Source organism: Streptosporangium sp. NPDC051022, assembly GCF_040683035.1.
Classification (GTDB): Bacteria; Actinomycetota; Actinomycetes; order Streptosporangiales; family Streptosporangiaceae; genus Streptosporangium.
Map to the genome: position 1 here is coordinate 18,633 of NZ_JBFBCF010000038.1, position 24,820 is coordinate 43,452.

General features: G+C 70.4%; 24 protein-coding genes and 1 riboswitch. Of the genes, 11 read left to right on the plus strand and 13 right to left on the minus strand.

Annotated elements, in window-relative coordinates:
* Window positions 1-38: 38 nt before the first annotated feature.
* From AB0N02_RS39935 to AB0N02_RS39945, 3 genes are read left to right on the plus strand one after another with little or no spacing between them, the layout of a single operon-like run.
* Window positions 39-569 (plus strand): PadR family transcriptional regulator, encoded by a 531-nt coding sequence (locus AB0N02_RS39935; RefSeq protein ID WP_363958178.1) that lies wholly within the window; start codon window positions 39-41, stop codon window positions 567-569.
* The gene (locus AB0N02_RS39940; protein ID WP_363958181.1) at window positions 566-1,270 is read left to right on the plus strand and encodes an ABC transporter ATP-binding protein; all 705 of its coding nucleotides are present in this window, start codon (window positions 566-568) and stop codon (window positions 1,268-1,270) included. Before AB0N02_RS39935 ends, AB0N02_RS39940 begins: the two co-directional genes overlap by 4 nt.
* On the plus strand, window positions 1,267-3,915 hold the full coding sequence (locus AB0N02_RS39945; protein WP_363958184.1) for an FtsX-like permease family protein: 2,649 nt from the start codon (window positions 1,267-1,269) through the stop codon (window positions 3,913-3,915). Before AB0N02_RS39940 ends, AB0N02_RS39945 begins: the two co-directional genes overlap by 4 nt.
* Before the next feature lie 73 nt (window positions 3,916-3,988).
* Here the strand turns inward: AB0N02_RS39945 and AB0N02_RS39950 are convergent, their stop codons facing one another.
* Window positions 3,989-4,843, minus strand: coding sequence for a hypothetical protein (locus AB0N02_RS39950; RefSeq protein ID WP_363958187.1), 855 nt, complete (start codon window positions 4,841-4,843; stop codon window positions 3,989-3,991).
* Window positions 4,844-5,052: 209 nt separating this feature from the next.
* Here AB0N02_RS39950 and serA point away from each other — a divergent pair, with 209 nt between their 5' ends.
* Entirely contained in the window at window positions 5,053-6,642 is a 1,590-nt protein-coding gene (gene serA, locus AB0N02_RS39955; protein WP_363958190.1) for a phosphoglycerate dehydrogenase, read from the plus strand.
* Window positions 6,643-7,415: 773 nt separating this feature from the next.
* Window positions 7,416-8,549, plus strand: coding sequence for an ROK family transcriptional regulator (locus AB0N02_RS39960; protein ID WP_363958193.1), 1,134 nt, complete (start codon window positions 7,416-7,418; stop codon window positions 8,547-8,549).
* A gap of 151 nt (window positions 8,550-8,700) precedes the next feature.
* On the opposite strand, the gene AB0N02_RS39965 is transcribed toward AB0N02_RS39960, so the two are convergent.
* Window positions 8,701-9,558 carry an NlpC/P60 family protein gene (locus AB0N02_RS39965; protein ID WP_363958196.1) on the minus strand — a complete coding sequence of 286 codons (858 nt, stop codon included), beginning with the start codon at window positions 9,556-9,558 and terminating at the stop codon, window positions 8,701-8,703.
* Window positions 9,546-9,764: riboswitch (cyclic di-AMP (ydaO/yuaA leader) on the minus strand. It overlaps the preceding gene by 13 nt.
* 145 nt (window positions 9,765-9,909) lie before the next feature.
* On the opposite strand from AB0N02_RS39965, the gene AB0N02_RS39970 reads away from it, so the two are divergent.
* Together AB0N02_RS39970 and AB0N02_RS39975 are read left to right on the plus strand one after the other, a co-directional pair.
* Window positions 9,910-10,953, plus strand: coding sequence for a 3-isopropylmalate dehydrogenase (locus AB0N02_RS39970; protein WP_363958199.1), 1,044 nt, complete (start codon window positions 9,910-9,912; stop codon window positions 10,951-10,953).
* 181 nt (window positions 10,954-11,134) lie between these two features.
* Window positions 11,135-12,229, plus strand: a complete 1,095-nt coding sequence (locus AB0N02_RS39975) for a branched-chain amino acid aminotransferase (protein WP_363958201.1) — start codon at window positions 11,135-11,137, stop codon at window positions 12,227-12,229.
* 53 nt (window positions 12,230-12,282) lie between these two features.
* Here AB0N02_RS39975 and AB0N02_RS39980 read toward each other — a convergent pair whose 3' ends face one another.
* Entirely contained in the window at window positions 12,283-12,936 is a 654-nt protein-coding gene (locus AB0N02_RS39980; RefSeq protein ID WP_363958203.1) for a class I SAM-dependent methyltransferase, read from the minus strand.
* 278 nt (window positions 12,937-13,214) lie between these two features.
* Here AB0N02_RS39980 and cimA point away from each other — a divergent pair, with 278 nt between their 5' ends.
* Complete coding sequence (gene cimA, locus AB0N02_RS39985) at window positions 13,215-14,792, plus strand: citramalate synthase (protein ID WP_363958389.1); 1,578 nt, start codon at window positions 13,215-13,217, stop codon at window positions 14,790-14,792.
* Between the two features lie 67 nt (window positions 14,793-14,859).
* On the opposite strand, the gene AB0N02_RS39990 is transcribed toward cimA, so the two are convergent.
* From AB0N02_RS39990 to AB0N02_RS40000, 3 genes are all read right to left on the minus strand, one after another.
* Window positions 14,860-16,545, minus strand: a complete 1,686-nt coding sequence (locus AB0N02_RS39990) for a heparinase II/III family protein (RefSeq protein ID WP_363958206.1) — start codon at window positions 16,543-16,545, stop codon at window positions 14,860-14,862.
* A gap of 178 nt (window positions 16,546-16,723) precedes the next feature.
* Window positions 16,724-17,338: a cysteine hydrolase family protein gene (locus tag AB0N02_RS39995; RefSeq protein ID WP_363958209.1), complete on the minus strand. Its 615-nt coding sequence runs from the start codon at window positions 17,336-17,338 to the stop codon at window positions 16,724-16,726.
* 90 nt (window positions 17,339-17,428) lie between these two features.
* Window positions 17,429-18,388, minus strand: coding sequence for a helix-turn-helix domain-containing protein (locus tag AB0N02_RS40000; RefSeq protein WP_363958212.1), 960 nt, complete (start codon window positions 18,386-18,388; stop codon window positions 17,429-17,431).
* Between the two features lie 71 nt (window positions 18,389-18,459).
* On the opposite strand from AB0N02_RS40000, the gene AB0N02_RS40005 reads away from it, so the two are divergent.
* Entirely contained in the window at window positions 18,460-19,056 is a 597-nt protein-coding gene (locus AB0N02_RS40005; protein WP_363958215.1) for an HD domain-containing protein, read from the plus strand.
* Window positions 19,057-19,066: 10 nt separating this feature from the next.
* On the opposite strand, the gene AB0N02_RS40010 is transcribed toward AB0N02_RS40005, so the two are convergent.
* From AB0N02_RS40010 to AB0N02_RS40040, 7 genes are all read right to left on the minus strand, one after another.
* Complete coding sequence (locus AB0N02_RS40010; RefSeq protein WP_363958218.1) at window positions 19,067-19,477, minus strand: antibiotic biosynthesis monooxygenase; 411 nt, start codon at window positions 19,475-19,477, stop codon at window positions 19,067-19,069.
* 172 nt (window positions 19,478-19,649) lie between these two features.
* The gene (locus AB0N02_RS40015) at window positions 19,650-20,234 is read right to left on the minus strand and encodes a hypothetical protein (RefSeq protein WP_363958221.1); all 585 of its coding nucleotides are present in this window, start codon (window positions 20,232-20,234) and stop codon (window positions 19,650-19,652) included.
* Window positions 20,235-20,239: 5 nt separating this feature from the next.
* Window positions 20,240-20,953 carry a DUF6286 domain-containing protein gene (locus AB0N02_RS40020; RefSeq protein WP_363958223.1) on the minus strand — a complete coding sequence of 238 codons (714 nt, stop codon included), beginning with the start codon at window positions 20,951-20,953 and terminating at the stop codon, window positions 20,240-20,242.
* On the minus strand, window positions 20,950-21,423 hold the full coding sequence (locus AB0N02_RS40025; RefSeq protein ID WP_363958226.1) for an Asp23/Gls24 family envelope stress response protein: 474 nt from the start codon (window positions 21,421-21,423) through the stop codon (window positions 20,950-20,952). The genes AB0N02_RS40020 and AB0N02_RS40025 overlap by 4 nt, the downstream gene beginning before the upstream one ends.
* Window positions 21,420-21,608 (minus strand): hypothetical protein, encoded by a 189-nt coding sequence (locus AB0N02_RS40030; RefSeq protein WP_363958229.1) that lies wholly within the window; start codon window positions 21,606-21,608, stop codon window positions 21,420-21,422. Before AB0N02_RS40030 ends, AB0N02_RS40025 begins: the two co-directional genes overlap by 4 nt.
* Complete coding sequence (locus AB0N02_RS40035; RefSeq protein WP_363958231.1) at window positions 21,605-21,871, minus strand: hypothetical protein; 267 nt, start codon at window positions 21,869-21,871, stop codon at window positions 21,605-21,607. Before AB0N02_RS40035 ends, AB0N02_RS40030 begins: the two co-directional genes overlap by 4 nt.
* A complete protein-coding gene (locus AB0N02_RS40040) occupies window positions 21,868-22,278 on the minus strand; it encodes an Asp23/Gls24 family envelope stress response protein (RefSeq protein WP_363958392.1) in 411 nt (136 codons plus the stop codon). Before AB0N02_RS40040 ends, AB0N02_RS40035 begins: the two co-directional genes overlap by 4 nt.
* A 348-nt stretch (window positions 22,279-22,626) precedes the next feature.
* On the opposite strand from AB0N02_RS40040, the gene AB0N02_RS40045 reads away from it, so the two are divergent.
* Window positions 22,627-23,403 (plus strand): fumarylacetoacetate hydrolase family protein, encoded by a 777-nt coding sequence (locus AB0N02_RS40045; RefSeq protein ID WP_363958234.1) that lies wholly within the window; start codon window positions 22,627-22,629, stop codon window positions 23,401-23,403.
* 28 nt (window positions 23,404-23,431) lie between these two features.
* Window positions 23,432-24,763, plus strand: a complete 1,332-nt coding sequence (gltX, locus tag AB0N02_RS40050) for a glutamate--tRNA ligase (protein ID WP_363958395.1) — start codon at window positions 23,432-23,434, stop codon at window positions 24,761-24,763.
* Window positions 24,764-24,820: the final 57 nt, after the last annotated feature.

The following is a 24,820-nucleotide window of genomic DNA, read 5'->3' on the forward strand; positions in this document are numbered from 1 at the left end:
CTTGCCGTGACCATACTGGGTATGCATACTCAGTATGCATGACGATCCGACATGGACTCCTCGCTCTGCTGAGTCAGGGGCCCCGTTACGGCTACCAGTTGCGGGCCGAGTTCGAGGCGTCCACCGGGGCGACCTGGCCGCTCAACATCGGCCAGGTCTACACGACGCTCTCCCGTCTGGAGCGCGACGGCATGGTGGCCCCCGGAGAGCAGGACGACCAGGGGCGGGTCGTCTACGTGATCACCGAGGCCGGTCGGGCCGAGATGGAGCGATGGTTCAGCACCCCCGTCGCCCAGTCCGACCGGCCTCGGGACGAACTGGTCGTCAAGCTCGCGATGGCGGTCGCCGCGTCCGCGGACGTGCGGCCGATCATCCAGACCCAGCGCACCGCGACCATGCGGGCGCTGCAGGCGCTCACCCGCGCCAAGCGCGCCGGCGCGGACGGCCCGGCCCAGCGGCTGGTGCTCGATTCGATGATCTTCCACGCCGAGGCCGAACAGCGCTGGCTCGACCACTGCGAGGCCGTGCTCACGGCCTCCCCCCAGACGCAGGAGACACGACAATCATGAGTTTCGATCCGGTCTTACGGCTCACCGACGTGAGCCGCGTGCACGGTGACGGGCCGCGGGCCGTACGGGCGTTACACGGGGTGAGCCTGGAGGTCGCCGCGGGGGAGCTGATCGCGGTGATGGGCCCCTCGGGCTCCGGGAAGTCCACTCTGCTCAACCTCGCGGGCGGCCTCGACCTGCCCACCTCGGGCACCGTGACCGTCGAGGGCGTCCCGCTGCCGACTCTGACGGCCAGGGATCTGGCCGCGCTCCGCCGCCGTCGCGTCGGCTACGTCTTCCAGGACCTCAACCTGATCCCGTCGCTCACCGCGCTGGAGAACGTGACGCTCCCCCGGGAACTGGACGGGGTCGCCTTCGGGAAGGCGCGCCAGGAGGCACTGGAGGTCCTGGCGGAGGTAGGCCTCGGCGAGGTCGCCGACCGCTTCCCCGACGACATCTCCGGCGGCCAGCGCCAGCGGGTCGCGATCGCCCGCGCCCTGGTCGGCGGGCGGCGGCTGATCCTGGCCGACGAGCCGACCGGCGCCCTCGACACCCCGACCGGCGACGAGATCCTCCAGCTCCTGCGCACCCGCTGCGACGCGGGAGCGGCGGTTCTCCTCGTCACCCACGAGCCCCGTTACGCCGCCTGGGCCGACCGGGTGGTGTTCCTGCGCGACGGAGAGGTCGCCGACTCCACCGTCCCCCTGGAGAGCGCCCGGTGAACGCGCTCCTGGCCGCGCTGCGGATCTCCCGCAGGGGCATCGGACGCGCCAGGGCGCGCAGCGCGCTCATCGTGGTCATGATCGGCCTGCCGATCCTCGCCACCACCGCCATGCTCACGCTGTCCGCCACGCGTGAGATGAGTCCGTGGGAGCGGCTGACCATGGACCTGGGCGCGGCCGACGCCAGGCTGGCCGACACCGGGGTCCCGGTGCCGGTCCGGCAGAACCTGACCGGCGCCTCCTGGGAGCCCGTGGGCAAACGAAGGCAGGATCTCCAGGGGAGAGCCAGGATCCTGACCCAGGCGGAGGTCCAGGCCCTGGCCGGGGCAGGGGGGCGGATCGTCCCGCTGACCCGGTTCTACGGCGAATACTGGACGGGTGACGCCTACAACGAGGTGCCGGTCTGGGAGGCGGACCCGCGCGACCCGATGACGAACGGCATGTTCCCGCTCGTGCGGGGACGCTATCCGCAGGCCGCCGACGAGGTGCTCGTCACCGTCCCCATGAAGACGGCGGTCGGCACGACGATCCGCTACACCCGCGGAGACGTGCCCAAACGCGTGGTGGGCACGGTCGTCGGCCAGCAGGCCGTCCTCGGTGAGACGATCATCGGGCTGCCCGGCTCGCTGCTCTCCGCCTCGGCCCGGCGGAGCGCCGAGAGGTTCTGGCTGCTGGACGCCCCGGCACCGGTCACCTGGAAGGAGACCCTCCGGTTCAACCGGGGAGGGATGGCCGTGCTGTCACGGGCGGTGCTCAACGATCCGCCGTCGTCCGCGGAGCGGGGGCGCACCATGCTCGACGGCCTGTACGACCCCGATGCGGTGCGGACGGACGTCAACGGGATCCTCACGACCGTCCTGGGGATGACCCTTGCCGTGATCGAGGTCGTGCTGCTGGCCGGTCCCGCCTTCGCCGTGGGCATCCGGCGCCGCCGCAGGGAACTCGCGCTCATCTCCGCCCAGGGCGGCTCGGCGCGTCACCTCAAGCTCGTCGTGCTGGCCGACGGGCTGACCCTGGGACTGGCCGCCGCCGTGCTCGGCGTCGCCCTCGGAGTCGGGGTCGCCAGGGGCATCGTGTCCTATGTCGGCGTCTGGCCGGCCGGTGAGCTGGGGCCGTTCGAGGTGCCCGCCGGGCAGGTCGCGCTGGTCGCCGCGCTCGGCGTGGTCAGCGGGGTGGTGGCGGCCGTGGCGCCCGCCGTGCAGGCGGCGCGGACGAACGTGGTGGCCGCGCTCGCCGGACGGCGGGCCGAGGTGCGGGACCGGGCCGGATGGCCGTTGCTCGGGCTGGTCCTGCTCGTCGCGGGAATCGCGGCGATGGTCTACGGGATCTGGGGGAGCGGGGTGATGATGTTCCTCGGCGGGGTGCTCGGGCTGCTCGGCCTCGTCATGACGACGCCCTGGCTGGTCCGGCGGATCGGCGGGCTGGCCGGAGGGCTTCCGCTGCCCCTCCGGCTGGTCGTCCGCGACGCCTCGCGCAACCGGGGCCGTACGGCGCCCGCCGTCGTGGCGGTGCTGGCGGCGGCCGCGGCGTTCAGCACGGTCGCCGTCGGAGTCGCCAGCGCCTACCGGATGGACGAGGAGTCCTACCGTCGGAGTTACCCGGTGGGGGTCACGGCCGTCTACGGCGGCGACGTCACCGACGACTCCTGGGGGAGGATCCGCCCGATCCTCGAGGCGAAGCTGCCCGGTGTGCCGCTGGTGGAGGGCTACCACGCGGTCAACGCGGAGGGCAGGAACGTCGACTTTCAGGTGCTGGGAGATTCCTGCAGCCACTGCGTGATCTCGACGGGACCGCTGGGGGTGCTTCCGGCGGGCGGCCCCGACCTGCTCCGCCTGCTGCTGGGTCGTACGGACGCCGCGGCCGAGGCGGCACTGGCGGAGGGCAGGGCGGTGATCTTCAACCCGAAGGCGGTCGAAAACGGCGAGACCCGCCTGTCCGTCTGGGCCCGGACCATGGAGCAGCAGGAAGAGCGGACGGTCACCTTCCCCGCGACGGTCGTCACCTTCCAGGGGCCGTCCCCCGTGCTGGGGGTGGTTCCGCCGGCCGCCCTCGGCAAGGTGGGGTTCACCGCCAGGCTGGGCCACCTCATCGTCGCTCCGAAGGACGCCCTGCCGACCCCGCAGATGCAGCGGCTGATCGACGGGCCCGTGCGCGCCGTCACCCCCAACGTGGCGATCCGGTACGAGCGGGAAGTCCCGCAGAGCAGATGGAACCGGGACTTCCCGATCTGGATCATGGCCGCTCTGGCGGGGCTGGTGGTGTTCGGCTGCACGTTCGCCGTCACCGGGCTGGCCGCCGCCGACGCCAGACCCGACCTCGACGCGTTGTCGGCGGTCGGGGCGCGCCCCGGGACGCGCAGGCTGGTGGTGGCCGGGCAGGCGCTGTTCATCGCCGGGTTCGGGGTGCCCGCCGGTCTGCTCGTCGGGCTGGTCCCCGGATTCGCCATGGCGGCCCAGCAGACGATCGGTCGTTCCGACGTGCTGGCGATGGGGCTCAACGGGATCCCGTACGAGAAGGTCGGGCTCGTCTTCAGCGTGCCCTGGCCGACGCTCCTCGCGGTGGGGGCCGGGCTGCCCCTGGTGGCAGGGCTGGTCGTCATGCTGTTCGCCGGGACGAGGATCACGCCGGTGCGGCGGATGGGCTAGCCCGGAGAACAGCGGAACCGCCGGGCGGGGGAGCGCTCTCCCGCCCGGCGGGCCGACTCGGTCCCGGCCCGGCTCAGTCGGTGACGTCGGCGCAGACCACGTGGACGCCCAGCTCGATCATCCGCCGCTCGCTGCGCGCGTCGGCGACCCGGGCCATCAGGATCGGCGCCTCGCTCGCCGCGAGCTGCGGCAGCCGGGCGCGCACCCCGCGGTGGATGTCCCTGACCACGTCCTCGGCCGCCGACATGTGCACCTTGACGTGAAGCATGATCCCCGGGGCGCCGGAGCTCGTCCGGGCCTCGGAGATCCACACGTGGTGGACGAGCGGGTAGTCGGCGAGCACGTAGGAGATCGCGGTGCGCAGCGCGGGCAGGATCGGGTGGTCGCACCGCCGGTAGCCGGGGTCGACCTGCTGCATGGGCCCCGACAGGTGGGGGCGGGGCGCGGGGATCCACGGCTGGGCCGGCATCGCGGGCGTGGGGACGGAACGTGGGTTCACCCTGGAGGTGCGGGAGACCGTGGCCATCGCCCCGGTCGAGTACGCCGTGGGGGCCGCGTTCGACAGGGCGGGCGTGGGACCACTGCGGAGCGAGAGTAGATAGCGCTGGAGGTCCTCGACCGGTACGGCCGCCGCCGCCGGTCCCGCCGCGTCGATCACGATCTCCCGCACGCCGGTGACGCGCTGGATGTCCATGATGGTGTCGACGTCGCAGGCCGACAGGGAATGGTTGCCCCGGTGCCGTGCGTAGGTGATCGGCGAGGTGTATCCGAGCAGGACTCGGTCGCCTGTCTGGGTCGTGCCGAGCACGACCGAACGGTCGGGCCGCACGGCGACCAGGAGTCCTCCTTCGGCCAGCGCTGCCAGAAGCCGGTGTGGGCCGCCGTGCTGCGCGAGGACGTCGCCGAGAGCGGAGTTCCCGATGCTCATACAAGGAACCATAGGTAGTGAACCACGGCTTATCAGGGTAATCGTGAAGATTTCTCTAGATCAAGACCAAGATGAATTTTGTACGCATGAAAGGTGTACGAGGTGGGTAACCATCTCGGATCGCGGGACACTCGTGAATGCGTTCACAAGCGCAGATAGACTACGTGAGGTTCGTGCAGCAGCCTCCACGTCTCAGAAGGATCTAGCCTGTGAACAAGCCCGTCGTACTGGTCGCAGAGGAACTCTCGGAGGCCGGTCTCGCGGTCCTGGGCGCGGACTTCGAAGTCCGCCACACCGATGGCGCCGACCGTGCCCAGTTCCTTCCCGCCCTCGCCGACGTGGACGCGCTCATCGTGCGCAGCGCCACCCAGGTGGACGCCGAGGCGATCGCCGCCGCGCCCAAGCTCAGGGTCGTCGCCCGCGCCGGTGTCGGCCTCGACAACGTGGACGTCGACGCGGCCACCAAGGCCGGCGTCATGGTCGTCAACGCGCCCACCTCCAACATCACCAGCGCCGCCGAGCACACCGTCGCGCTGATCCTCGCCTCCGCGCGCAACGTCGCCCAGGCGCACGCCGCGCTCAAGGACGGAGAGTGGAAGCGCTCGAAGTACACCGGTGTCGAGCTCGACGAGAAGGTCGTCGGCATCCTCGGCCTCGGCAAGATCGGCCAGCTGGTCGCGCAGCGTCTGCAGCCGTTCGGCGTCGAGCTGATCGCCTACGACCCCTACCTGCAGCCCGCCCGCGCCGCGCAGATGGGCGTGCGGCTGGCGTCGCTGGACGAGGTCCTGCGCGAGGCCGACTTCATCACCGTGCACCTGCCCAAGTCCAAGGAGACCATCGGGCTCATCGGTGACAAGGAGCTCCGTCAGGTCAAGCCGTCCGTCCGCCTGATCAACGTCGCGCGCGGCGGCATTATCGACGAGGGAGCGCTCTACTCCGCGATCAAGGAGGGCCGCGTCGCTGGCGCCGGCATCGACGTGTTCCCCAAGGAGCCCGTCACCGACAGTCCGCTGTTCGAGCTGGACCAGGTCGTCGTCACCCCGCACCTCGGCGCCTCGACCCACGAGGCCCAGGAGAAGGCCGGCACCCAGGTCGCGCGCAGCGTGAAGCTCGCCCTCGCCGGTGAGTTCGTGCCGGACGCGGTCAACGTCCAGGGCGGCGCCGTGGCCGAGGACGTCAAGCCGGGCCTGCCGCTGGCCGAGAAGCTCGGCCGGGTCTTCACCGCGCTCGCGGGCGAGGTCGCCACCAAGCTCGACGTCGAGGTGCGCGGCGAGATCGCCTCCGAGGACGTCCGCGTGCTGGAGCTGGCCGCGCTCAAGGGCATCTTCACCGACGTGGTCGAAGACTCCGTCACCTACGTCAACGCCCCGCTCCTGGCCAAGGACCGCGGTCTGACCGTCGAGCTGGTCACCAGCTCGGAGAGCCCCGACTGGCGCAACGTCCTGACCGTCCGCGGCGTCCTCGCCGACGGCCGTACGGTCTCGGTCTCCGGCACGCTCTCGGGCCCGCGTCAGATCACGAAGATCGTCGAGGTCAACGGCTACCAGATGGAGATCGAGCCGACCGACCACCTGTCGTTCTTCACCTATGTCGACCGTCCCGGCGTCGTCGGGATCGTCGGCCGCATCCTCGGCGACCACAACATCAACATCGCCTCCATGCAGGTGGCCCGTGACGTCAAGGGCGGCAAGGCCCTCATCGCGCTGACCGTCGACTCCGCCATCCCGACCGAGGTGATCGAGCAGATCGGCGGCGAGATCGGCGCCGAGAGCGGCCGCTCCGTCGACCTGGCCGACTAGGTTCCGGCCCGCGGGTCCCGCCGGACGGTCCGTCACGGGACCGTGCCGAGGATCCGCGCGACGGGCGCACCGCGTCGCCGTCGTGACGTTCGAGGGCGCTCCCGAGCCACCGCGCTCGGGGGCGCCCTCGTTGTTGTGCCCGTCGTCCCGCCCGGGATCTTGAGGGAGCGGCGCCGGATGCTCTGTTGTCTCAACATGTGAGAAATCTGTACAACAGGCGAGACGACATCTTGACCGGCAGGTAACATGGCATGAAATGCGCCAGGTTCTCGTACTCATTACCTGCCGCGGCGAGGCCTGACAGGGGCGGGCCGGCAACTCGCCGCGGTGCGCTGGCGCTCGCCGGCCCCGGGCTCCGCGTCGCCGATTCACGACCTGGATCCGCGATCTCAGGCCCGGCCCGGATTCGTGACCGGAATCCGGACCATCTCCTCCTGCTCCTGTGCGATCGAGATGAGAAGCACCATGTATGACATGTATCCCTGGAACCGTCCCGAAGAGACCGAGGACGAGGCCACCCAGGCCCTCCAGACCGCCCTGGACCGCCGCGACAACGGCGGGGCCCCGACGCGTTTCTGACAGGTCGTACCCTCGCCGCGCTCGTGGCCGGAACATCCGCCGATCCGCGTCCCGGCCGCCGCGGGCGATCCTGACACCGGTTGGTAAGTAAGGCGATTTACCGTCAAGGACGTTGGCTAGCCTTTTCCTGGGACCCCGGGACTGAGGAGAGCGAAGTGCGAGGCCGGCTCGGCAATCCACGGTTGTTGCGGGTGATGAACGAGCGACGCCTCCTTGACCGGCTCCTCGAACACGGCCCGGCCTCACGGGCCCAGCTGGCCAAGGTCACCGGCCTGTCCAAGCCGACCGTCTCGGCCGCCCTGGCGGGTCTTGAGGAGGACGGCCTGGTCCACCTGGTCGGCGAGGTCTCCGGCCGGCCGGGCCCGGTGACCTCGCTCTACGACATGAACGCCGCCGTGCTGCACGTCGCGGGCGTCGACATCGGCCGCGACTGGATCCGGGTGGCGGTGGCCGACCTCCGGGGGCGCTTCGTGGGGCGCAGGGACGGACGCAACGACGCGCGTACCGAGGACGAGCTGGTCCGCGCGGTCCGGGGCCTGACCCGGACCGCGGTGGCCGAGGCCGGTCTCGGATGGTCCTCCGTCGCCCACGCGGTGGTCGGCAGTCCCGGCGTGTACGACCCCGAGACGGGACGGCTGCACCTGGCCGCGAACCTGCCCGGCTGGGGCACCCCCGGTCTGGTGGACCGCCTGTGCGCGGCGCTGGGGACCGAGGTGACCATCGAGAACGACATCAACCTGGCGGCCCTGGGCGAGCACGCGCACGGCGAGGGCAAGGGACGATCCCATTTCGCGCTGGTGTCCATCGGCACCGGTGTCGGCATGGGCATCGTCGTCAACGGCGAGCTGTACTCGGGGGCGCGCGGCGCCGCGGGGGAGGTCTCCTACCTGCCCACCGGGGAGGATCCGGTTCCCGGCAGGGAGGCGCTGGAGCACGGACCGACCGAGACCCCGGTCGGCGCCCTCGGCGTGGTGCGCGCGGCACGCGCGGCCGGGGCGCGGGTGGAGACGGCGAAGGAGGTCTTCGGCGCCGCGGCGGCCGGAGACCCCGTGGCCCTGGCCGTCGTCGAGGCCGAGGGGCGACGGATCGGCGACCTGATCGTCGCGGTGGCCTCGGTTCTCGATCCGGAGATCGTGGTGCTCAGCGGTGGCGTCGGCCGTAACCTCGACCTTCTCGGCGACTCCATCGCCGCCAGGATCGCCGAGCTGGGTCCGCTGCGTCCCACCGTGGTCACGAGCAGCCTGGGGGACAGCGGGGTGCTGCTGGGCGCCGTCACGCGCGCGCTCGGCCGGGCCTGGGACGTCATCTTCGCCGGCCGGCACGGCTGATCCGCTTCGCTGGCCGGTACGGCCGGTCCGCCCGGCGGAAGCCTCGTCCCGGATTCTGGCCGGAGCCCTGTCCGACGCCCTGGCCGGGGCCCGTTCCGCCGCTCTGCGCCGGAGGCGAGGATTCGCGGAACAGGCCCCGTCCGGCGGAGGGTCAGGGGGCGGTGGCGGGCGCCGGGGCCGGGGCGGCGGTCGTCGGCGCGGGTTGATCGGTGGGGGTGGTCGGTGCGGTCGGTGCGGGCTGGACGGCCTGCTGGGCCTGCTCAGCCTGTTTGGCCTGTTTGGCCCGCTCGGCTTGTGCGGCCTGTTCTGCCCGCTTGGCCTGTGCGGCCTCCTTGGCCTGTTCGATGGAGAGCTTGACCCCCTTGGGGTCGGGGCGTACGGCGCCGACGAAGCTGTCACGGCGCCACGCGCCCAGCTTCTCCACCTTGACCACGTCGCCGGTGCTCGGGGCGTGGACCATGTACCCGGGCTTGCTGATCATGCCGACATGGCCGAGGTTGTGGAAGAAGACCAGGTCACCCGGCTGGAGGTCCTTCCAGGCGATCTTCTTGGAGAAGGCGGAGTACTGCGCTGCGGCCACCCGCGGCAGGTGGATTCCGGCGGCGCCGTACGCGCGGAGCATCAGGCCGGAGCAGTCGAACCCTCCGTTGCCGGTGCCGCCCCAGACGTACGGCGTGCCGCGCTTGGACATGGCCCACTGCAGGGCCTTCTTCCAGGCGGGGGCGGACGGTTTCCTCGTGGTCTTCGGGGTTTCGGCGGCCCCCGGGGCGTCGGAGGCGTCGGCGCCGGTGAGGGCGGCGGGCGCGAGGGATATGACGGGGGCGAGAGAGGAGTCGACGGGGCCGGGGGCGGGAGAGGTGAGGAAGGCGGCTGTCGTGAGGGAGGGGGAGGAGGCCGCGAGCGCGGAGTCGGCCATCGCGAGAGTGGGGATCGCGAACGCGGTGGCGCCGGTGACGATCAGGGTCAGGACACGGGGGTAGGTCTTGCCGGTCAGGATCGTTCCTTCCATAAGGCCGGCCGGGTGAGCTGTCGGGCTCGGACGTGAAGGTCGCCCTACGGCGCGCGAGAGCGCCGATTCGCCCCAAGGGATCCAGCGGGGGACGGCAGGAGACGTGCTCCGGCAAGCGGAGGTGAAGACTCCGGACGCCCCGTGGATCCCGGAAGTGGTTCCCCGGCTCCGCGCAGGCCGGAAAAGGGGGGTGGCCTGCGAGGATTAGGCGACGATGCGAATGGCCAGGACCTTAACGAAACGGTCAAAAGATCGCAAATAGGACAAAATTCTTATGCCTCGTCAGAGGAAGATGTGTCCGATGGGTGAGATTGGTGTTCGCTCCACGAGACGGACCGGTAAGGTGCGTGCATGGATTCGCGCAACATTCGCCTGGCCGTCATCCCCGGGGACGGGATTGGAACCGAGGTCGTCACGGAGGGCCTGAAGGTCCTGGAAGCCGTCGGCACGAAGGTGGAGACGACCACCTACGACCTGGGTGCCAAGCGGTACCACAAGACCGGTGAGGTCCTTCCCGAGGCGGTTCTGGAGGAGTTGCGCGGATACGACGCGATCCTGCTCGGCGCGGTCGGCGACCCCAGCGTCCCGCCGGGCATCCTGGAGCGCGACCTGCTGCTCAAGCTCCGTTTCGAGCTCGACCACTACGTCAACCTGCGTCCGGTCAAGCTCTTCCCCGGCGTCGAGACCCCGCTGGGCAAGTCCGGCCCCGAGGACATCGACATGGTCGTCATCCGTGAGGGCACCGAGGGCCTGTACGCGGGCGCCGGTGGCGTGCTGCGCCGTGGCACCTCGCAGGAGATCGCCACCCAGGAGTCGCTGAACACCGCCCACGGCGTCGAGCGCGTCGTCCGCTACGCCTTCGAGAAGGCGCTCAGCAGGCCGCGCAAGAAGCTGACGCTGGTCCACAAGACCAACGTCCTCACCTTCGCCGGTGACCTCTGGGCCCGCACCTTCGACCGGGTCAGCCTGGAGTACCCCGACGTCACCACCGACTACAGCCACATCGACGCCGCCTCGATGTTCTTCGTCAACCAGCCCGAGCGGTTCGACGTGATCGTCACCGACAACCTCTTCGGCGACATCATCACCGACATCGGCGCGGCCATCGCCGGTGGCATCGGCCTGGCGGCCAGCGGCAACATCAACCCCGACCGCACCGCGCCCAGCATGTTCGAGCCGGTCCACGGCAGCGCCCCCGACATCGCGGGCCAGGGCAAGGCCGACCCGACCGCGACGATCCTGTCGGTCGCCATGCTCCTGGACCACCTCGGCCTGGCCGAGGAGTCCGCCAAGGTGGAGCGGGCCGTGGCCGAGGACCTGGTCGAGCGCCTGACCGGCCCCGGCCGGACCACCCGCGAGATCGGCGACGACATCACCGCCCGAGTAGCCGGCTGAGAAGCCGCCTACCCGACCTCAGACGCGTCCGGCGGCTCACCCGAGCCGCCGGACGCGTCTTTTTTGTTCGTCCCTCCAACGACAGTGCCGGATTTCGGCATAGATGCAGTAGTTTCCCGTTACCTGCTCCATCGCAGAATGGACTCAGGTGCAGTCCGTCACAAAGAGAAGGATCCCCGTCATGACCACCGCTCAGAAGCTCAGCTTCGACGTGCAGCTCTCCGACCACGCTCGCACCGCGGCCGAGCGCGAGCAGGTACTGGCGAATCCCGGGTTCGGTCAGAGTTTCACCGATCACATGATCTCCATCGACTACACGGAAGGGGAGGGCTGGCACAACGCGCGGCTCACGCCGTACGGCCCGCTCAGCCTCGACCCGGCGACCGCGGTCTTCCACTACGCCCAGGAACTCTTCGAGGGGCTGAAGGCCTACCGTCAGGAGAACGGCGCGATCGCCTCCTTCCGGCCGGAGGCGAACGCCGCCCGCTTCAACCAGTCCGCGCTGCGGATGGCCATGCCGGAACTTCCGGAGGAGACGTTCGTCGAGTCGCTGGAGCTCCTTGTCCAGACCGACCGTGAGTGGGTGCCCACGACCCCGGGTCACAGCCTCTATCTCCGCCCCTTCATGATCGCCACCCAGGCCGCGCTCGGCGTCAACTACCCGTCGAGGTCCTACCGCTACATGGTGATCGCCTCGCCGGCCGCCGCCTACTTCGGCGCGGACAAGCCGGTCTCGGTCTGGCTGTCCACCGAGTACACCCGCGCCGCCCCCGGCGGCACCGGCTTCGCCAAGTGCGGCGGCAACTACGCCGCGGCCTTCGTCGCCCAGCGCCAGGCCGTCGAGCAGGGCTGCGACCAGGTGGTCTGGCTCGACGCGAACGAGCACCGCTACGTCGAGGAGATGGGCGGGATGAACCTGTTCTTCGTCTTCGGGGACCGCCTGCTCACCCCGGCCCTGACCGGCACGCTCCTGCCCGGCATCACCCGCGACTCGATCCTCACCCTCGCCGCCGAACTCGGCCTGAAGGCGGAGGAGGGACGCCTGTCGATCGAGGAGTGGCAGGCGGGCTGCGAGTCCGGTGAGCTGACCGAGGTCTTCGCCTGCGGCACCGCCGCGGTCGTGACCCCCGTCGGCTCGATCAAGGGCGCCGACCGCGCCTGGACCGTGGGCGACGGCACCCGGGGACCCGTCACCGCCAGGATCCACAAGGAACTGGTCGGCATCCAGTACGGCTCCCGCCCCGACACCCACGGCTGGATCCACAAGATCTGCTAGTCCTCACCCCCCGGGAAAGCCCGCCCCTCGCGGCCGGGTTTTCCCGGGCTGTGTCACTGTTTCCGGATCATGGTCAGGCCGTCGGCGATCGGGAGCATCAGTGAGGTCACCCTGTCGTCGGCCGTGACCAGGTCGTTGAACTCGCGGATCCCGCGGGTGTGCTCGTCGTCGACGGTGGGATCGGCCACGCGCCCCTTCCACAGGGTGTTGTCGATGAGGATCAGGCCGCCCGGCGCCAGGCGCGACATGAGGATCTCGTAGTAGACGGGATAGTTGGACTTGTCGGCGTCGACGAACGCCAGGTCGACGGGCCGGTCGGCCGGAAGCTCCCGCAGCCGTTCGGCGGCGGGGCCGATCCTGAGGTCGACGCGCTGGGCGACCCCGGCCTTCTCCCAGTAGCGCCGGGCGATCGCGGTCCAGTCCTCGTTGATGTCGAAGCAGGTCAGCCTGCCGCCGGGGCCGAGCCCTCGGGCCAGGCAGATGGACGAGTAGCCGGTGAAGGTCCCCACCTCGACCACGTTCCGTGCGCGGCTGAGCTGGACGATCATGGTGAGGAACCGCCCCTGGTCCGGGGATATCTGCATGCCCGCCCGGTCGCCGGTGATCTCCCTGGTCTCCAGGGCGAGCGCGTCGAGGACGTCGTCGGGCAGAGTGGTGTGCGCGAGCAGGTACTGCCCGACCACCGGGTCCAGATAAGTCGCCTTCATGCGGCCATTCTCGCCGGTCAGAGCGGGTCCGTGCGAGCGGTTCGGCCCCGTGTCCGCGGGGCGCGCGTCCCGGATCCTGAGATCAATGTGTCAACCACCGGTTGCGTATGGCAGACTCCGAAGCATCATGTTCTACGGTCTGCTCATTATCGGCAGGCGCGCTGGCTGACAAGGGACACCGCCAGCGCGCAGACCTCTCACGTCCGTGAGGGGTTTTTTTGTTTCTCTGGACCGAGATGAGCGCGCGGCGAATCAACAACCCGCGAATGGAGACTGACATGGCCGACGACCGCTTTCACGTGTACGACACGACGCTCCGTGACGGTGCCCAGCAGGAGGGGCTCAACCTCACGGTCGTCGACAAACTGGCCATCGCGCGCCAGCTGGACGGCCTGGGCGTCGGCTTCATCGAAGGCGGTTGGCCCGGAGCCAATCCCAAGGACACCGAGTTCTTCAGACGGGCCCAAACAGAGCTCGATCTGAAGCACGCGCAGCTAGCCGCGTTCGGCGCGACCCGCCGGGCCGGTGTGAAGGCGGCCGACGACCCGTTGGTGGCCGCGCTGCGCGAATCCGGCGCGCCGGTCGTGACCCTTGTCGCCAAGAGTCACGACCGGCACGTGGAGCTGGCCCTTCGCACGACTCTCCAGGAGAACCTCGCGATGATCCGCGACACGGTCTCTCACCTTCGTGCGGAGGGCCAGCGAGTCTTCCTCGACGCCGAGCACTTCTTCGACGGCTACAAGTCCAACCCAGCCTACGCGCTGGAGGTCCTGCGCACCGCCGCCGAAGCCGGAGCCTCGGTCATCGCCCTGTGCGACACCAACGGCGGCATGCTCCCCGACGAGCTCGCCGAGGTCGTCCACGCCGCCGTCGGAACCTCCGCCAGGATCGGCATCCACTGCCACGACGACACCGGCTGCGCGGTTGCCAACACCCTGGCCGCGGTCAAGGCCGGCGCCACCCACGTGCAGGGCTGCGCCAACGGGTACGGCGAGCGCTCCGGCAACGCCAACCTGTTCACCGTCGTGGCCAACCTCCAGCTCAAGCGGGGCTTCGACCTCGTCCCCCGGGAGGCGCTCGCGGACATGACCCGGATCGCCCACGCGATCACCGAGGTCACCAACGTCACCCCGAACTCCCACGCCCCCTACGTGGGCGTCTCCGCCTTCGCCCACAAGGCCGGGCTGCACGCCAGCGCCATCAAGGTCGACCCCAACCTCTACCAGCACATCGACCCGGCCATGGTCGGCAACGACATGCGCATGCTCGTCTCCGACATGGCGGGCCGCGCCTCGGTCGAGCTCAAGGGCCGGGAACTGGGCTACGAGCTGTCGCCGGAGATCTCGCGTACGCTGGTCGAGCGGGTCAAGGAGATGGAGTCCAAGGGCTACACCTTCGAGGCGGCGGACGCCTCCTTCGAACTGCTGCTCCGCGACACCGTCGCGGGCGAGCGCAGGCGCCACTTCGAGGTCGAGTCCTGGCGGGTGATCATCGAGCGTACCCGCGGCGGCGAGCTGGTCAGCGAGGCCACGGTCAAGCTGCACGCCAAGGGCGAGCGCATCGTCGCGACCGGCGAGGGCAACGGCCCGGTCAACGCCCTGGACAAGGCCGTGCGGCTGGGACTCGAAAGGCTCTACCCCGAGCTGTCCGCCGTCGAGCTGATCGACTTCAAGGTGCGGATCCTGGAGGGCACCCACGGCACCGACGCGGTCACCCGGGTGCTCATCACCTCCAGCGACGACACCGCCGAGTGGGCCACCGTCGGCGTCGACGAGAACATCATCGAGGCCTCCTGGCAGGCACTGGAGCAGGCCGTCACCTACGGGCTGCTCCGGGCGGGCCACAGCGCCGACTGACCCGGGAACAGGCGAGAAAAAGGGGGGACGGCCCGCTGGGCCGTCCCCCCTTTTTCTCCCGATGGGTTCAGGACAGGTCGGCGCCGGAGGCCCGGAAGCTCACCTTGCCCTTGGGGGTCTGCAGACGCACCCGGCCGCCCGAGCAGGAGACCGAGGGGGCGTCGGTGCCGGGCACCACGACGGTGAGCAGCGCGTTCTCCGAGGTGGGGGAGAGGACCGCGGGCGCGGCCTGCTTCTGCAGGTAGGCGGGGGACACCCAGCCCTGGTAGGGGTTCTGCTGGCCGCTGACCACCCGCTGCCCGCCCACCGGCTTGCAGGACGGCATGGACAGCTGGACCAGCGCCGCCTTCCAGCCCGTCTTGTCCTTGACCACGACCCGGCCACCGCTGTTGGAGACCGCCGACAGCTCACGGGCGAAGTGCCAGACGTTGCTCACCTTGGAGCCCTTGGGAACCGTGTCCAGCACGGCCATCACGTCCTGCTCGTGGGAGACCAGCACCGAGCGGGTCCTCGGCACGCCGTACGCCCTGTCGGTCAGCCGGTAGCTCTGCCTGTCCTGTCCGATCGAGGACCTGCTCAGCGCGGTGGCCGTCTTGCCGCGGAACCCGGCGCCGACCACGGCCGAGGTGTTGTGCGCCTCCGGCGACATCGTCCAGTGGCGGTAGGCGTTGTTCTCGTAGGAGTGGAAGCCCACGTCGACCAGGACGTCACGGCCCTGGGCGTAGTAGGTCACGCCCATGTGGTCCTCGTGGCCGTGGAACTTCAGGGCCGGTCCGAACCTGATGGAGTAGAACGCCGACGCGGGGTCCTCCCAGGCGGTGCGCCCGTAGACGTAGCCGCCGCCGAACACCCGCACGGTCTTCTTGGGGTGGGAGTACCCGACGGGCCGCACGTCCGCGCCGCCGTCGCCGATCGGGACCATGAGCCCGTTCGGCTGGGTCGAGTGGGAGATGAAGTCCTCCAGTGACTCCCACCTCCTGCCGATCTCGGCGGGAACCTTCCGGCCGCACTCCTCGATGCGCTCCATCGCGACCTTGAGCCGGTCGTAGACGTAGATCGCGTATCGCGGAGCCTGCTCGCGCAGCACCCCCTGGGAGTCGACGTCGAGTTTGACCGTCTCGGTCAGCCGCTTGAGGGCCAGGGAGGCCCACTCGTCGTGGCCGTACCGGCAGCCGATGCCGAGCAGCGCGATGTCCTGGTCCATCCCGTGGTTGTGGCCCTTTTCGTACAGGCGGGGATCGGCCAGCATCTTGCCGTGCTCGACCAGGCTCTTGGACAGCCAGGGCTCGCTGACGTGCTTGCTCAGGCAGACCAGCGCGGGGGCGCGCAGCGCGATCGGGTGCTCCTGCCAGGCGTACGGGCTGGCCTTGGGGCCGCCGCCCCGGGGATTGTCCGCGACCCAGTCCTCGGCGATCTCGGTGGCGCGGGTCAGGTAGGCCTTCTCGCCGGTGGTCTCGTAGTCGGCGACCAGGCGGCCCATCCAGCGGAGCGAGTGGAAGACCATGCTCCAGGAGCGGTTGTGGTAGGGGTCGGTACGCCAGTTGACGTCCTTGTCCACCTTCACCGCGGGCAGGCCGACGAACTCGACCTCACCGGCCATGATGTCCGGCGAGGTCGGGGTCGCGGGCAGCCAGTCGCCCTGGCATTCGGCCGTGCGTTTGACCTTGTCCGCCGCTTCCGCGGTACCGACCGCCGCGCCGCAGGTCGCGAGGAGAGCGAGGGAGATCAGGAGTGCGGTGGTGCGGCGGCGCACGCCAGGGTCCTTTCTGTATGGTTCTGCGACACCTGGCGGCGTCGCGGGCCCGGGCACGCCCAAGCCGGAACCGGTCAAGCCCCTGGTGTCCGGCCGGTTCCGTCACCGGGGCCCAAGGGGTGGGGCCGGTGATGTTCCTGAGCCGGTTGCGCCGTTGGCGTGTCCGAGTTGGGCTAGTTTAGCGGGGTGATCGTGCGGGTACAGTGCTCTCCCAAATGTTGGGATGTGGGAGGGAGTCGCCGGTTTTGACGGCGGCGACCCATTCCGCGGTGGTGGCCACGGAGGCGAAGTTGGAGTCCATCACCACCAGCACGTGATTGTGCAGCTCCTCGGCCGTCACGGTGCCCGCGCGGTTGGACATGGGCAGCGTGCCGGTCGCGTCGGACAGGAACTCCACCGTCAGGCCGAGGTGGGCGGCGTCGCGGGCGGTCGACTCGTCGCAGTTCTGCGTCATGTATCCGGCGACGGCCAGCGTGTCGATCTCGTGGGCGGCCAGCCACCCGGCCAGATCCGTCCCGGCGAAGGCCGAGGCCAGCGACTTCTCCAGCAGGTGGTCGTACGGCCTGCGCCCGACCTCCTCGTGCAGCTCCCACGAATGACCTCCGGCCGCGAACAGCGGGGACTCGGCGGGAGCGGTGTGCTTGACCACGATCACCGGGACATCGTGCTCGTGCGCGGTCTCCATGGCGGTGAGGATGTTGGCCAGGCTCTCCTCGCGCGGAGGGTGGGCGATCGGCAGGTTGCCGGTGAAGTACTCGTTCTGGACGTCGATGACGATCAGTGCTCGCTTCATGCCTCCAGCCTGGCCAGGCGGGCCGTACCGGTGTGATAGCGATCTCGGCCATCCACCGCGAGGATCACGCCACGGTCCGGACACCGGCTTTCAGGCTCTCTGGGTGCCGAACGTCTCGCGGTAGGTGGTGGGGGAGACGCCCACCTGGCGGCGGAAGTGGGGACGCAGGGCCACGGCTGAGGCGAAGCCCGCGCTGCGGGCCACCAGTTCGATCGGCTCCTCGGTGGTCTCCAGCAGCCTCTGCGCGTGCAGGATCCGCTGGTGGAGCAGCCACTGCGTGGGCGTGGTGCCGGTGACCCGGCGGAAGCGCCGGTCGAAGGTGCGGCGGCTCATCATGGCGCGGGCGGACAGGGCGTCGACGGTGAGCTCGCGGTCCAGGTGGCGCAGCGCCCATTCGAGGGTCTCGCCGAGCGGATCGCCGGCCGCGGGCACCGGTACCGGATGGTCGATGTACTGCGCCTGGCCGCCCGACCGGTGCGGCGGCACCACCAGGGACCTGGCGATGTCGTTGGCCGCCCGCGGGCCGTACGTCCTGCGGACGAGGTGGAGGCACAGGTCGATGCCGCCCGCGCTGCCCGCGGAGGTCAGCAGGTCGCCCTCGTCGACGTACAGCACGTCGGGCTTGACCTGGATCCTCGGGTACGTGGAGGCGAGCAGGGGGGCGTAGCGCCAGTGGGTCGCCGCCGTACGCCCGTCCAGCAGCCCCGCGGCGGCCAGCACGAACGTGCCGAGGCAGAGGCCGACCACCGTGGCGCCCCGGTCGTGGGCCCGGCGCAGCGCGTCCAGCGTCTCCGGTGAGGGCGGCGGGCCGAGCGGGTGCCGCCAGGTCGGCACGATGACCAGATCGGCCTCGTCCACGGCGTCCAGGCCGTACGGCGCGGACAACATGATGCCCGCGTCGGTCCGCACCGGGCGGCCCTCGGCGGCCACCGCGCGCACATCGAACTCCGGCAGCTCGACCCGGTGCTCTCCGAAGACCGCGATCGGCACCGACGCCTCGAACAGCGGGATCTCGTCGAACAACATCACCGCGATCGTCGTGAACCCCATGGCGCGATCCTATCGACGGTTGTCCTCCCGGCCACTCGTGGACGATCCCGGGCCTGCGACAGGCTGCTCACATGAGATTCGCCGACATCGTGGTCCCCGAGACTCCCGCGGCTCGCGCCGCCCTGGAGGTGGCCACCGCCTACTGCTCGCCCGCGCTGCTGAACCACTCCGTACGGGCCTACCTGTGGGCCGCCGCGTACGGCGCCGTGAACGGCATCGCCTTCGACGCCGAACTGCTGTACGTCTCCTCGATGTTGCACGACATCGGCCTGGTCAGGGAGTTCGACAGCCACACCGTGCCGTTCGAGGAGGCCGGGGGCCATCTCGCGTGGGTCTTCTGCGCGGCCGCCGGATGGCCCGTCGAACGGCGGGTGCGCGCCTCCGAGGTGATCGTGCGTCACATGTGGGACAAGGTGGACGTCTCGGAAGACCCCGAGGGGCACCTGCTGGAGCTGTCCACCGGGCTGGACATCTCCGGCAGGCGCCATGAGGCCTTCCCCGTCGGCTTCAGGGCCGAGGTGCTGGAGCGCTACCCCCGCCTCGGGATCGGCCCGGAGTTCGCCGCGTGCTTCGGGGACCAGGCGGAACGCAAGCCGGACAGCCTGGCCGCGCTGTTCGTGCGCGACGGCATCGCCGGCCGCATCGCGGCCAACATCCTGGACCGCTGACCTTTCGGCCCTATTCGTCCTTGGGGCCGGTGCTCTGAACCACCTCGAACGACCAGAGCGTGGCCCCGGTCGCGGCCGGCCCCTGACCGTGGCCGTGCCCCTGTCCCTGCCCCTGGCCCGGCTCCTGCCCGTGCCCGTGGCCCTGAGCCTGCCCCTGGGCCTGACCCTGCGCCGCCTCGGCGGAGGCCTGGGCGTGGCCCCGCTGGAAGGCCTGGCTGTCGGTCCACCGCCTGAAGTCCTCCTCCGACCTCCAGCGGGTGTAGACGAGGTACTGGTCGGTGCCCTCCAGCGGGCGCAGCAACTCGAACCACTCGAAGCCGTCGGCCGCCTCGACCATCCCGGCACGCCCGGAGAAGCGACGCTCGAGTTCCTCGCGCCGTTCGGCGGGCACGGTCAGCACATTGATCTTCACAACGCTCATGAGACCATCCTGCCCCAACGGTGCCGCCCCGCCCCGAGCAGGGCTTGGGCGCGCCGGTGTCCGGACCGAGAGGTGGCCGGACGCCGAGGGACGCCGAGAGACGCCGAGAGATGCCGCCGGCGCGGAGGCGCCCGAGTCCGCGACGCCGCCGGACGCCGCCGGGAAACACGGCTCAGAGCACTCTGCGGGAGGGGGACGCCTCCTCCAGGCTCACTTTGGCGACGGCCGGCATGTTCTCCAGATCCAGGGCCTGGCGCATGTGCGGGATGGCGCGGTCGCCCAGTTGTTCGCGGATCACGCTCATCGGGGCGCTCTCGTCGGCCACCACGCGCAGCCGTACGGCGGGGTGCGCCCTGCTGCCGGTCATCGAGGCGCTGGCGCTCAGGACGGCGGGGTGGGCGCCGATCTCGTCGGCCATCGCGTTGGCGACGGTGGTGGTGTCGACGTCGGTGACTCCGGCCGAGCCGCTCTCCAGACGGAAGTCGCCCAGCCTGTCGCGCCGTCCCTGGACCATCAGCCAGCGCAGTCCGAACAGGGCGAGCACGATCGCCGCCGCGGCGATCACCCACCACAGCCACGGGTCGTAGCGGGCGAAGGCGGCCCGTACCGGGTCGTTGACCAGCGGTTCCCCGGCGGGGGCCAGATGCTGCGGCAGGGCGTACGCGCCCCGGACGAGCGTGTAGCCGCCGAGAAGTATCAGCAGCAGTCCCATGATCAGCAACCCCAGCCGGTTGCCCCGAGCGGTCTTCCTGTTCATGCCGGTCACTTTCCTCGCAGGTTCACGCGTACGGGATAGTTCTTCAGCGGGGAGAGGTCGGCGATCCGGGCCGTCACGGCCTGCCGTACGGCCTCCGTCATCTCCGCGGGGTCCCGCAGCGGGCTGCGGGCCGTCACCTCGGCGGTCCTGCCCCGCAACCTCACGCGGGCGTGATCGACTCCCTGGACCCGCTCGGCCGCGTGGGCCAGGGCCCGGGTGAAGCCCCGGGGGTGCATGCCGATGATCAGGTTGGGGTCGCCCGTCCTGACCGGGATGAGCCTGGGCCGTCCGGGAATGAGCGCGAGCAGCACCAGCAGCAGGCCCAGCAGGGCGATCACGGCCCCGCTGAGCAGTACCCGGGAGTCGTCCCACCGGATCGACGACGTCCAGCTCAGCAGGCGGTCGTACGGCACCCAGCGCAGCGGGTGCCCGAGCAGCCCGGAGATCACCTCAGCGGCCACGACGACGCCGAGCGCGGCCATCAGCACGGCGGTGATCACGGAGGGGACCACCCGGCGCGGGCGGAAGGCCCTGACCGCCGCCCGATCCGCGGCGGGGTTCCTCGGAACCCCCGCGGACGCGGACGGCGCGGTCGCCTCCGTGCCTCCCGTGCCGGGTGCGGACTGGACCTCAGGGGCGGGCCCTGTCCCGTAGACAGGATCCGGGCCGGGCCCCACCCCCGAGGCAGCGACCGGCGGTTCGGCGGGAGGGACGGTCATCCGTCGTCCTCCTGCCGGGAGGGGACCACTCCGGTCACGTCGATGTCTATCTGGCCGACGGTCAGCCCGGTCAGCGTGTGGACGCGATCGTTGACGTGCCGCCGGATCTCTTCGGCCATCCGCAGGAGCGGGGCGGGGTAGTCCACCGTGACCTCGAGCTCCAGCAGGGTGAGGCCGTCGTCGACGGTGGCGCTGGTGTGTCCTCCGAAGGCCAGCGGCCTCCGCTCGCGGACCTCCCGCACCCGCGCCACCTCCCCGGCCGCGCGGGCGGCGATGCGGGAGACCACCCGTTCGGGGATCTCCGTCCTGCCCCGCCGTTCGGGCGGTACGGCGAGTCCTGCCGGCGCCTGGGGGGCTCCGGCCGGGTAGGCCGTCCGTGTCTCGTCGGGGGACGCGGTCTCCCCGGCTCGCCGGGCCGGCGGGCCGGTGGGCGTCTCCGCGGCGGTGTGGTGTTCGACCGGGGTGGTCATCGTCGCCTCGTGGACAGCCGCGACAGGTCGATCTCGCCGCCCTCGACGATGCGGCCGATGAGGAGTCCGGCGGCGCCCAGGACGAGCACCAGCAGGAACGCGCCCAGACCGCCGAAGGCCGCCGCGAAGCCCAGCGCCAGGCCGAAGATCAGCCCGACCACCGACCAGACAGGGAACTGGTTCATCGAATACCTCCGATATGCACGTTCACGGGGCGATCTCCCACCAGCGGTGCGAGCGCGGCCCGCACCTCGTCGGCGATCTCCGGTAACGGCCGTCCCGGCTGGACGACGACGGAGACCTCCACTTCGTTCTCACGCAGGGCGACGCCGGACACCCGCTCTCCCGGCAGGTAGGTCGCCACGGTCCCGAAGGGGCCGCCCGACAGGTCGGCCACGTCGGGGCAGTTCCGTACGGCCTCGGCTATCTCGTGTGCGAGCTCGCTCACTGGACGCGCGGCTCCGGCTCGGGCTGTTCCTGTCCGCCTCTCTCGCCGTCCTGGTCGGGCAGATGAACGTCGTCGACCTTGATGTTGACCTCGGTGACCTCGAGGCCGGTCATGCGCTCGACGCCCGTGATCACGTTGCGGCGCACCGAGGCGGCCAGGTCGGGGATGGCCACGCCGTACTCGACGACCAGATCGAGGTCGACCGCGGCCTGCCGCTCGCCCACCTCGACGGCCACGCCCTGCGTCGCGGTACTCCTGTCGCCTCCCACCATGCCGCGGACCGCGCCGAGCGCTCGTGCGGTGCCCACGCCCATGTTGTAGACACCCGAGATCTCCCTGGCGGCCAGACCTGCGATCTTCGCGACGACTCCGCTGTCGATGCTGGTGGTTCCCTTGGGGGTCACCAGGCTCGCCTGACCCGAGGGGGCGTCGGTCCGAGCCTGCGGCGCGGGGTTCCCCTCGCCCCTTGGCTTGTTCACCGTGTTGGCTTCGGTCACGTCGATTCCCTCCCCTGTGGGGAAGGCGCTGTGCTTCCCCGGAAGTTTCCTACGTTCGTGATACCCCCCATATGGGCAGCAACCAGCGCATACTTCTCCTTCGGGCGATCCTTTGTATGGGTGTTTAGGTGTTTTAGGAATATTTTTAGAATTAAATGCTTTATTGGAGCTTTGTCATGATTTTCAGGGGGCTGTGGGCGCCGCTCGGCCGTCCAGGGGGCGGTCCGGCGGGAGCCGGGGCACGACTAGCCTTGTCATGTGCGTATAGCGAGGTTCTCCACAGGCGGGGATGTAGGGTTCGGCGTTGTCGAGGGCGGGCCGGGCGAGGAGTTCGTCTCGGCGGTCTCCGGGCACCCGTTCGGTCCCATCCGGTTCACCGGGGAGCGCCACTCGCTCTCCCAGGTCAAGCTGGTCGCGCCGATGCTGCCCAGCAAGGTCGTCGCGATCGGCAGGAACTACGCCGAGCACGCCCGCGAGATGGGCGGGGAGGTCCCCGACGAGCCGCTGGTCTTCCTCAAGCCGTCCACCTCGGTGATCGGCCCCGGAGAGGCCATCGCCTACCCGACCGGGCTGAGCAACCGGGTCGACTACGAGGGCGAGCTGGCGGTGGTCATCGGCAGGCTCTGCCGGGAGGTCCCCGCGGAGCGGGCCCACGAGGTCGTCTTCGGCTACACCTGCGCCAACGACGTCACGGCGCGCGACCTGCAGCGCAAGGACGTCCAGTTCACCCGGGCCAAGGGGTTCGACACCTTCTGCCCGCTCGGCCCCTGGATCCAGACCGAGCTCGACGCGACCGACGTGGGCATCACCACGACGGTGAACGGCGAGGTCAGGCAGAGCTCCCGCACCTCCAAGCTCATATACGACATCCCCGCGCTGATCGCCCACGTGAGCGCGGTCATGACCCTGATCCCCGGCGACGTCATCCTGACCGGGACACCGGAAGGGGTCGGCCCGCTGGATGTCGGCGACGAGGTCAGCGTCGCCATCGAAGGAATCGGCACTCTCACCAACCGGGTGGTCTCCCGTGATTAGGGTTCGTTTCGCTCCCTCCCCCACCGGCATGTTCCACGTCGGCGGCGCCCGCTCGGCGCTGTTCAACTGGGCGCTGGCCGAGCAGTCGGGCGGCAGGTTCGTGCTGCGCATCGAGGACACCGACGCGGCCCGCAACCGCCCCGAGTGGACCGAGGGCATCATCTCCGCGCTGGCCTGGATCGGCATCAACGGCGACAGCCCGTTCTTCGAGGGCCCCTACTTCCAGTCGGCCTACGAGGAGCAGCACCGGGAGGCGGTCGCCAAGCTGGTCGCCGACGGCCGCGCCTACTACTGCACCTGCACCCGCGACGACGTGAAGGCCCGTACGGGCTCCGAGCACCAGGGCTACGACGGCTTCTGCCGCGACCGGGGCCTGACCGAGGGCGCGGTGCGCTTCCGTACCCCCGACGAGGGCGTCACCGTGGTCGAGGACCTGGTCCGCGGCACGGTCGAGTTCCCCAACAACGCGATGGAGGACTTCGTCGTCGCGCGCGGTGACGGCTCGCCGCTGTTCGTGCTGGCCAACGTGGTCGACGACGTCGAGATGCGGATCAGCCACGTGGTCCGCGCCGAGGAGCACCTGTCCAACACGCCCAAGCAGCAGCTGCTCTGGGAGGCGCTCGGCGTCACCCCGCCCGTCTGGGCGCACGTGCCGGTCATCGTCAACGAGAAGCGCCAGAAGCTCTCCAAGCGCCGCGACAAGGTCGCCCTGGAGTCCTACCGCGAGGAGGGCTACCTCGCCGAGGCGATGGTCAACTACCTGATGCTGCTCGGCTGGGGGACCGGCGAGGACCGGGAGATCATGCCCTGGTCCGAGATGGTGCCGAGGTTCAGGCTGGAGGACGTCAACCCGTCCTCGGCCTTCTTCGACGAGAAGAAACTGCGCGCCTTCAACGGCGAGTACATCAGGGCGCTGCCGCTGGAGACCTTCATCGGCCGCTGCGAGCCCTGGCTCGAACCCGACTGGGACCGTGAGACCTTCGCCAAGGTCGCCGCGCTGGCCCAGACCCGCATCGCGGTCCTGTCCGAGATCACGGCGAACGTCGACTTCCTCTTCCTGGACGAGCCCGTCTTCGACCAGGCGTCGTGGGACAAGGCCATGAAGACCTCCGCCGCGGAGATCCTCACCGGCTATCTCGCCCGCCTGGAGACGGTCGACATGGACCCCGAGTCGCTCAAGACCGCGCTGGAGGAGGTCGGCGCCGAGCACGGCCTCAAACTCGGCAAGGCCCAGGCCCCGGTCCGGGTGGCGATCACCGGACGGACCGTCGGCCTGCCCCTGTTCGAGTCGATCGAGGCCCTCGGCCGCGAGCGCTCGGCGGACCGCATCCGCGCCGCCCTCGCCAGGCTCGCCGCCTGAGAGCCCCTTAGGCTCGCCGTCTGAGAACCCCCGGCCGGAAGGCCACCCGGCGAACGC